At 61.4% G+C, this 7287-nt stretch carries 7 protein-coding genes; 1 reads left to right on the forward strand and 6 read right to left on the reverse strand.

The genetic code is table 11. From position 1 onward, the window contains the following. Positions 1-15: 15 nt before the first annotated feature. The 6 genes from AC1DLV_RS26785 to AC1DLV_RS26810 all read right to left on the reverse strand — a co-directional run bounded on the left by AC1DLV_RS26785 (position 16) and on the right by AC1DLV_RS26810 (position 5646). Positions 16-801: a glutathione S-transferase family protein gene (locus AC1DLV_RS26785; RefSeq protein WP_476803076.1), complete on the reverse strand. Its 786-nt coding sequence runs from the start codon at positions 799-801 to the stop codon at positions 16-18. A 62-nt stretch (positions 802-863) separates the two neighbouring features. Then, on the reverse strand, positions 864-1907 hold the full coding sequence (locus AC1DLV_RS26790; RefSeq protein WP_476803077.1) for a branched-chain amino acid ABC transporter permease: 1044 nt from the start codon (positions 1905-1907) through the stop codon (positions 864-866). Further along, complete coding sequence (locus AC1DLV_RS26795; protein WP_476803078.1) at positions 1907-2785, reverse strand: branched-chain amino acid ABC transporter permease; 879 nt, start codon at positions 2783-2785, stop codon at positions 1907-1909. The genes AC1DLV_RS26790 and AC1DLV_RS26795 overlap by 1 nt, the downstream gene beginning before the upstream one ends. An 11-nt stretch (positions 2786-2796) precedes the next feature. After that, positions 2797-3525 carry an ABC transporter ATP-binding protein gene (locus tag AC1DLV_RS26800; protein WP_476803079.1) on the reverse strand — a complete coding sequence of 243 codons (729 nt, stop codon included), beginning with the start codon at positions 3523-3525 and terminating at the stop codon, positions 2797-2799. After that, complete coding sequence (locus tag AC1DLV_RS26805) at positions 3525-4271, reverse strand: ABC transporter ATP-binding protein (protein ID WP_476803080.1); 747 nt, start codon at positions 4269-4271, stop codon at positions 3525-3527. Before AC1DLV_RS26805 ends, AC1DLV_RS26800 begins: the two co-directional genes overlap by 1 nt. Before the next feature lie 85 nt (positions 4272-4356). After that, positions 4357-5646 carry an amino acid ABC transporter substrate-binding protein gene (locus AC1DLV_RS26810; RefSeq protein WP_476803081.1) on the reverse strand — a complete coding sequence of 430 codons (1290 nt, stop codon included), beginning with the start codon at positions 5644-5646 and terminating at the stop codon, positions 4357-4359. 286 nt (positions 5647-5932) lie between these two features. Here AC1DLV_RS26810 and AC1DLV_RS26815 point away from each other — a divergent pair, with 286 nt between their 5' ends. Beyond that, on the forward strand, positions 5933-6964 hold the full coding sequence (locus AC1DLV_RS26815) for a LacI family DNA-binding transcriptional regulator (RefSeq protein ID WP_476803082.1): 1032 nt from the start codon (positions 5933-5935) through the stop codon (positions 6962-6964). Positions 6965-7287 lie beyond the last annotated feature (323 nt).

The following is a 7287-nucleotide window of genomic DNA, read 5'->3' on the forward strand; positions in this document are numbered from 1 at the left end:
CCAGTGCTTCCGAAGTCAGGCTTCGGCAGGTTCGGCGTGGTTCGCGGCCGTGCGCAAATGCGGGTATTTTTCGGTCAGCAACGAGCCGTGGTAGTAGGTCCGGGCGAAGGCGTCGGTTGCCCTGATCCTGTCGAGCCAGCGGCCGATCTCGGGCGCGGAACCCCACATGCCGCCGAGATTGATGTCGTCCATCCTGACGATGACGGGCATGATCGAGATGTCGGCCAGCGTCATCTCCTCGCCCATCAGCCAGGGTCCGCCGCTTTCCTTCAGCCATGTCGCCATGCGGTCGATGCCGCGCTGCAAACGGCCAAGCGCTTCGTCCATGTCGGCCTGCGGGAAACCGGTGCGGCCCATCTTCATCAGGAACTCGCGCCGCAACGGCTTGCTGTCGCACAGCGCCTGGAACTCCTTTTCGCTCATCGACTGGTAGTGCGGCAGGAAGGCGAGGTTGTAGGAGGGCACGCGGACCGCCGGTGTCGGCACCTCGTCGATGAAGCGCATCATCGCCCGCATCTGCGCCACAGCAAGTGGATCGCGCGGCCGAAGCGGCGTCACGTCGCCAAAAATGTCCTCGAGGTATTCGACGATGACGGCGGAATCGGTGACCGCAGCACCATGGTGCAGCAGCGTCGGCACCACGCCGTTCGGGTTGATCGCCAGATATTCCGGCCTGAGCTGGTCGCCCTTGAACAGGTCGAGCTTGTGCTCCTCGAAATCCTTGCCCTTGGCGTGAAGGACATAGCGGACGCGTTGGCTGCAGGTCGACTGCGGCGCGTTATGAAGAACAAACTCCGGCATGTCATTTCCTCTCGCTGTCTGCACGAGGTTGGGGTCCACGGCTTGGGCTCAGGGGCGAGCAGCTAGTCCCAGTTGAGGATCCGAGGGAGCTTGCCGCTTTTGGCGAGCGTGCCGATCAGCCCAAGCGGGAAGAACATCAGGCCGAGCGCCATGACGAGACCGGTCCCAAGAATGTTGACCTCCGAAGCGCCCATCGTGGCGACAAAGATCTCGTTGAGCGCAACGATCAGGATGGCGCCGACCACCGGTCCGGCGATGGTGCCCTTGCCGCCGAGGATGCACATCAACACCAGATTGGCGGAGACCAGGATGAGCAGGAAAATGTTGGGGCGGAGATAGGTAAGGTATTCGCCCCACACCGCACCCGCCATGCCGACGAAAAATGCCGAGAGAGCGAAGGCGACGACCTTATAGAAGCGGGTATCGATGCCGGCGCTTTCCGCCTTGATCTCGTCCTTGGAGATGGCGCGCAGGCCAAGCCCGAACTTCGAGTGCTTGATCTTGTAGCTCGCCCAGACCGAGAAGGCGGCGATCGCCAGCATGGCATAATAATACGGCACCTTGGACCACTGCACCGATAGGTCATTGGGCGGCAGGGTCAGCCCGTTGGCGCCGCCGATGAAGTGCCAGTTGTCGAACAGGATGCGGGCGATCATCAAAAGCGCGATCGACGAGATGATGAAGCTCGGGCCGCGGACCTTGAGTGTGACCATGCCGACGAGATAGCCGAATACGGCGGCGACCAGGCCGGCGAGCGGTGCCGTGATGATCGTGGAGATGCCATAGCGCGCCAGGATCATGCCCGAGAAGTAGCCGCCGATGCCGAAGAACACGGCATGGCCGAGCGAGACATAACCGGCGAAGCCGCCGAGAATGTTCCAGCCCGAAGCCATGGCAACGTAGGATGCCGTGAACAAGACGAGATGCAGCACGTAGTTGTAGTTGCCGGTGAACTGCAGCAGCGGCAGTGCTGCGAGCACAGTCAGGAGCGCCACCGGAAACCAGGTCGCCCTGACCTGATCAGCCTTGCGCGACAGTTTTTCGTTGTGGACCCGGCGGGCCTCGACGACTGCGCTGGCACTCGATTCCTGAAGGGAAACGGCCATCATGCCAACTCCGGTTTTTCGCCGAACAGCCCCTGAGGCCGCACCAGCAGAATGACGAACAATGCGAGGAAGAAGGTCAGCGTCGACCAGGTCGCGCCGATCCAGGTGCCGACGAAGGCGGCGACCACCGACAGCATCAGAGCGGCGAGCACCGTGCCAAGGATGCTGCCCATGCCGCCCAGCACCACGACCGACATCAGCATGGCGATCCATTCCCAATGCTTGGCCGGGAAGAAGCTGAACACGAAGCTGACCAGCGAGCCGGCGGCACCCGCAAGGCCGAGACCGATGGCAAAGGCGAGGATGCTGATGAACTGGACGTTGACGCCGAGCAGTTCGGCCGCCTCGCGGTTCTGCGTGGTGGCGCGGATGGCGTAGCCGAGCCGCGAGTACTTCAAAAACAGCGACAGCGCCGCGATGATAGCCAGCGAGACGATGCCCGCATAAAGCTGGCCCTTGGGCACGAAGACGTCGCCGATGAAGAACGCTTCGGTGGCGTAGTCGGGCGAGGTGACGCGCTGCGTGTTGGTGAACATCGCGCCGAGGAAGCCCTCCACCATCATCGCCAGCGCGAAGGTGAGCAGCACGGTCATTTCCGAATATTTGGCGCTCTTGGCTTCACGCTGGAACATCAACCGGTAGAGCAGGATACCGATTGCCGCCATGATGAGGGCCGCGACCGGCAGCATCACCAGCGGATCGACGCCGAGCGTCTTGAAGCCCCAATAGGTGATGTAGGCGCCACCGATGATCAGCGAGGGGTGCGCCAGATTGACGATGCGCATCACACCGAAAACCAGCGACAGGCCAGAGCCCATCAGGGCGATGACGCCGCCAAGCGCGAGACCAAGGATCAAAATCTGAATTATCTCTGACATCATTTTCCCCGTCAGGCGGCCTTCTTGCCGCCGAGGTAGAGTTCCTGGATGCGCGGATCGGCCAGAACCTTGGTCGCCGGGCCTTCGAACAGCGTGCGTCCGAGATCGAGCACGACGCCCCAATCGGCATTTTTCAGCCCCATCATGGCGTTCTGTTCGACCAGCAATACGGTGACGCCCTCCGCCGACATCATCTTCATGATGTCGAACATCTCCTGGACGATCTTTGGCGCGAGGCCGAGCGACGGCTCGTCGAGCATGACGATGTCGGGCTTGATGATCAGCGTGCGGGCCATGGCGAGCGTCTGCTGCTGGCCGCCGGACATGGTGCCGGCATGCTGGTCGGCGCGGTCGCGCAGGATCGGGAAGCGTTCGAGAATGCCCTCGATGCGGCGTTCCAGCTCCTTCTTGTCGTCAAGGATGAAGCCGCCCATGCGCAGGTTTTCGCGCACCGTCATTTTGGGGAAAAGCGCCCTCTCCTGCGGCACGAAGCAGATGCCCTTGCGCAGGATCTGGTCGGGGCGCAGGCCGTTCAGCCGCTCGCCCTTGAAGATCACGTCGCCCTTGCGGATCGACAGCATGCCGCAGATGGCCTTGAGCAGGGTCGACTTGCCGGCGCCGTTCGGCCCGATGATGCAATGCACCTTGCCCGGTTCGACGGTCAGATGCGCGCCATCGAGGATGGCGGGGCCGTCGCCGTAGCCGGCGGTGATGTTGGTGACTTCCAGAAGCTTGGTCATCATGCCGCCTCGTCTTCAAGCACGCCGCCGAGATAGGCATCGAGCACATGCGGGTCCTTGCGGACGATTTCAGGCGTGCCGGCGCAGATGACCTTGCCATGCGCCATGACCACGACCTTGTGCGAAAGCCGCATGATCAGGTCCATGTTGTGTTCGACGATGAGCACGGTCAGGCCCTTGTCGTTGAGTGCACGGATATGGCCGACGATTTCTTCCATCAGCGACGGGTTAACGCCGCCGGCCGGCTCGTCGAGCAGGATGATCTTTGGGTCCGACATCAAAAGTGCCGCCAGATCCATCAGCTTCTTCTGGCCATAGGAAAGATTGTGGCCGTCCTCATGGGCAATGCGAGTGATGCCGAGGAAGTCGAGGATGGACATCGCCTTGTCCTTTTCCTCACGCGACATCGCCGGCTTGAACAGCCCGCGGATGCCGTCGACCTTGGACTGCACGATGACGTTTTCGATGACCGTCATGTCGCCAAGGTTGCGGGAGATCTGAAAAGTGCGGCTGAGTCCCTTGGCGGTGATCTTGTGCGGACGCAGATGGTCGATACGCTCGCCGTCAAGCCAGACTTCGCCGGAGCTCGGCACGGCCGTCCTGCTGATGCAGTTGAAGGCTGTCGTCTTGCCGGCACCATTCGGCCCGATCAGGGCGGTAACCGACCCTCTCTCGACCGTGAAGGTCGCACCGTCGACGGCCTTGATGCCACCGAAATGCTTGCAAAGGTTTTTGACCTCGAGCATGCGCCCGATCTCCCATTCCGAGTTCAGCCGGCCAGCCGGCAGTGGAGAGGACGCCCGCGAAGGGGCGTCCTCGCGGCTTTTCGTGTCAGAAGCCGGCCTTGGGGTAGCTGAACGGCGAGACGCCTTCGAACTCGCCGGTGGGATAGACGAACTTCAGTTCGCCGCCCTGCCACTGGGTCATGATGTGGGACTTTTCGACCGGCAGGCCGACCTTGTCCCAGGAGAAGCGGCCAAGCACGGTCTGGACAGGGCTGTCCTTGGTACGCGCACTCAACCATTCGCCCATCTTGGCATTGTCGGTGGTCCCGGCACCGATCATCGCCTGCTCGATGCCCTGGCAGACCGCGAAGGGAATGGCGCTGTCTTCGTCCGGCTCGACGCCATATTCGGCCTGGAAAGCCTTGACGAAGTCGGCATTATTGAACGGCTTGCCGGCAAGCGAGCTTTCGAACGGCACGTCCTTGTGCCAGGTGGTGTGGATCAGCACGCCGTCGGCGGCTTCCTTGCCAACGCCTTCAATGAATTCGGTCTGCGCACCTTGGCTGAGATAGACCAGCTTGGGGGTGGCGCCGACCGTCTTCAAGGCGCGCGTCAACTGCACCGCCTCTTCGGCGGACGCGGTCAGGCCGATGATCATTTCGGCGCCGGAGCGCTTGATCGAGTTGGCAAGGTTCAGCCAGTCGTTGAAGCCCTCTTCCGGCCACTTCTCTTCCATCACCACCTTGATGCCGACATCAGCGAGATAGCCTGGCGCGAGATCAGCGATTTCCTTGTCGGTCGCCGGATCGTTGACCTTCTGGCCGAGCAGGCCAGCGGCAATGGCATTGGCGAAGAAGTCGTCGGCGGAAACAACCGCGACAGTCTTGGGAGCCGCATCCGCGGGAATGAGCTGCTTGATGACGCCGGCCACGTCCTTGCCGGTATATTCGGCAGCGTTGACCTGGAAATAGAACAGGTTCTTGTAGCCCTGTTCGTAGATGCGCAGCGCACCGCCCGAGGGGATGGCATGCACCATATTGTACTTGGACAGGATGCTGGCGACCGGGAAAGTTAGCCGGCTTGAAAAGGTTCCGTAGACGGCCTCGACCTTGTCGACATTGATGAAGCGTTCGTACTGGTTGATGGCGGTGGCGGTATCGGAACGATTGTCGGAGACGACCAGCTCGACCTGCCGGCCAAGTATGCCACCAGCGGCATTGATCAGTTTGATGCAGAGTTCATAACCCCGCTTGTGCTTCTCGCCGCTGACCGAAAGGCCACCGGTGATCGGCAGCGATGCCCCGATTTTCAGGTTCTCAGCGTGGGCAACACCCGCCAGCAGTGACATCGCCGCCAGAGCGGTGACGAATTTCATAGGCTTCCGCGTAGAGTTCATGGACATTTCTCCCCAGTGCAATCGATTGCACATTCAGCTCGAATAACACCGCACAAGCGCCCTGGGCAGCTCGCCAGCGACATTGGACCGCGCATCTGTCGGAGGCTCCTCCCTCCCGAACCGTTGCAAAGCTGAGAACCCGCCCCTCCAAGGCGTTCGGAAGCTCTTCGCCGTGCAATCGATTGCGAAATATTTGCAGACAGTTTGATCTACGTCAAGGATTTTCTGCAATCGATTGCCCAAAGTGGGTCTCACCTGCTATCTGGATAGCGGAAAGAGGCGCGAAATGATGTTCAAGAAGCGTGTGACCCTGAAAGACATCGCAAAGGAAACCGGCGTTCACGTGTCGACAGTGTCGCGCGCACTCGACCCTGTCGAGCGCAAGAACATCACCGAAGAGGTGGCCACCCGAATCCAGGCCGCCGCCGAAAGCCTCGGCTATCGTCCGAACCGTATCGCCGCCGGGTTGCGGACCAACAGGACGATGACTGTGGGCGTGATGATCCCCGACATCACCAACGTCATCTTCCCGCCCATCCTGCGCGGTATCGAAAGCGTGCTGGAGCCGCTCGGCTATGCCTCGATCATCGTCAACACCGACAGCGAGCGCGACCGCGAAAGCCGGCTTGTCGATGTGCTGCGCGACCGGGGCGTCGACGGCATCGTCCATGCGGCAGTGCTGCGCAGCGACCCGACCATCGCCAAGGCAGCTGCCGACGGGCTCCCTGTGGTGACGCTGAACCGCAAGGTCGAGAACTCGAAAATCCCCTATGTCATCAACGACGAGGATGCCGGCATCTGCCAGATGCTGAGCCATCTCCGCGATCTCGGGCATCGTGACATCGCCCACCTTGCCGGACCGCAGGATTTATCGACCGGCCAGCTTCGCCTCGCTGCTTTTCGCAATGCCGCAAAAAAGCTGTCGATCGACTTCCGCTCCGACCTTGTCGTCACCGCCAAGCGCTTCGACGAGATGGAAGGGGCGCGCTGCGCCCAGGAACTTCTGGCGTCGGGCAAGACATTCACGGCTATCCTATGCGCCAACGACCGTCTCGCTCTGGGTGCGATCGACGGACTGCGCGAGCAGGGCATCGACTGTCCTCGCAAGGTATCGGTCACCGGGTTTAATGACATGCCGTTCCTGGAGTTGATCCGGCCCAAGCTGACGACGGTCAGGATCCAGCAGCACAGCGCTGGGCGCACCGCGGCCACCATCCTGATGCAGCTGATGAACGGCGAAAAACCCGAAGACGTCCCGATGGAGACGATCTTGCCTGTAGAAATCATCATCCGCGAGAGCACCGCGCCGGTATGCTGACGCAGCTGCTATACGCTGGCGCCCGCTGATCCATCCTGAGAGAGCTCAGCGCGGTTTCGTCGATTGTCGTCGCCTGGCCGTCACGGTGCAGGCATTTTGGGAGTTCGGCAAAGCCGTGCCATGCGGAGGCGCCGCTGGTTCTGCCTGATGCTTGCGATCCAGCGAGAGCGTTTGGCTTGCGGAATGTTGCTACTTGCCAAGCCTGTCTTCTACGCAGCCCAGATACAAACGGCCCTGCGGTTTTCACCGTGCGTGCCTTTTGTCATGTTCTGGTTGCGGGGTGCGGCTTTATTTTCGCCCCCTAGGTCGGCGTGGCCTGGTTG

The organism is Aminobacter sp. 01T433, from assembly GCF_056398585.1.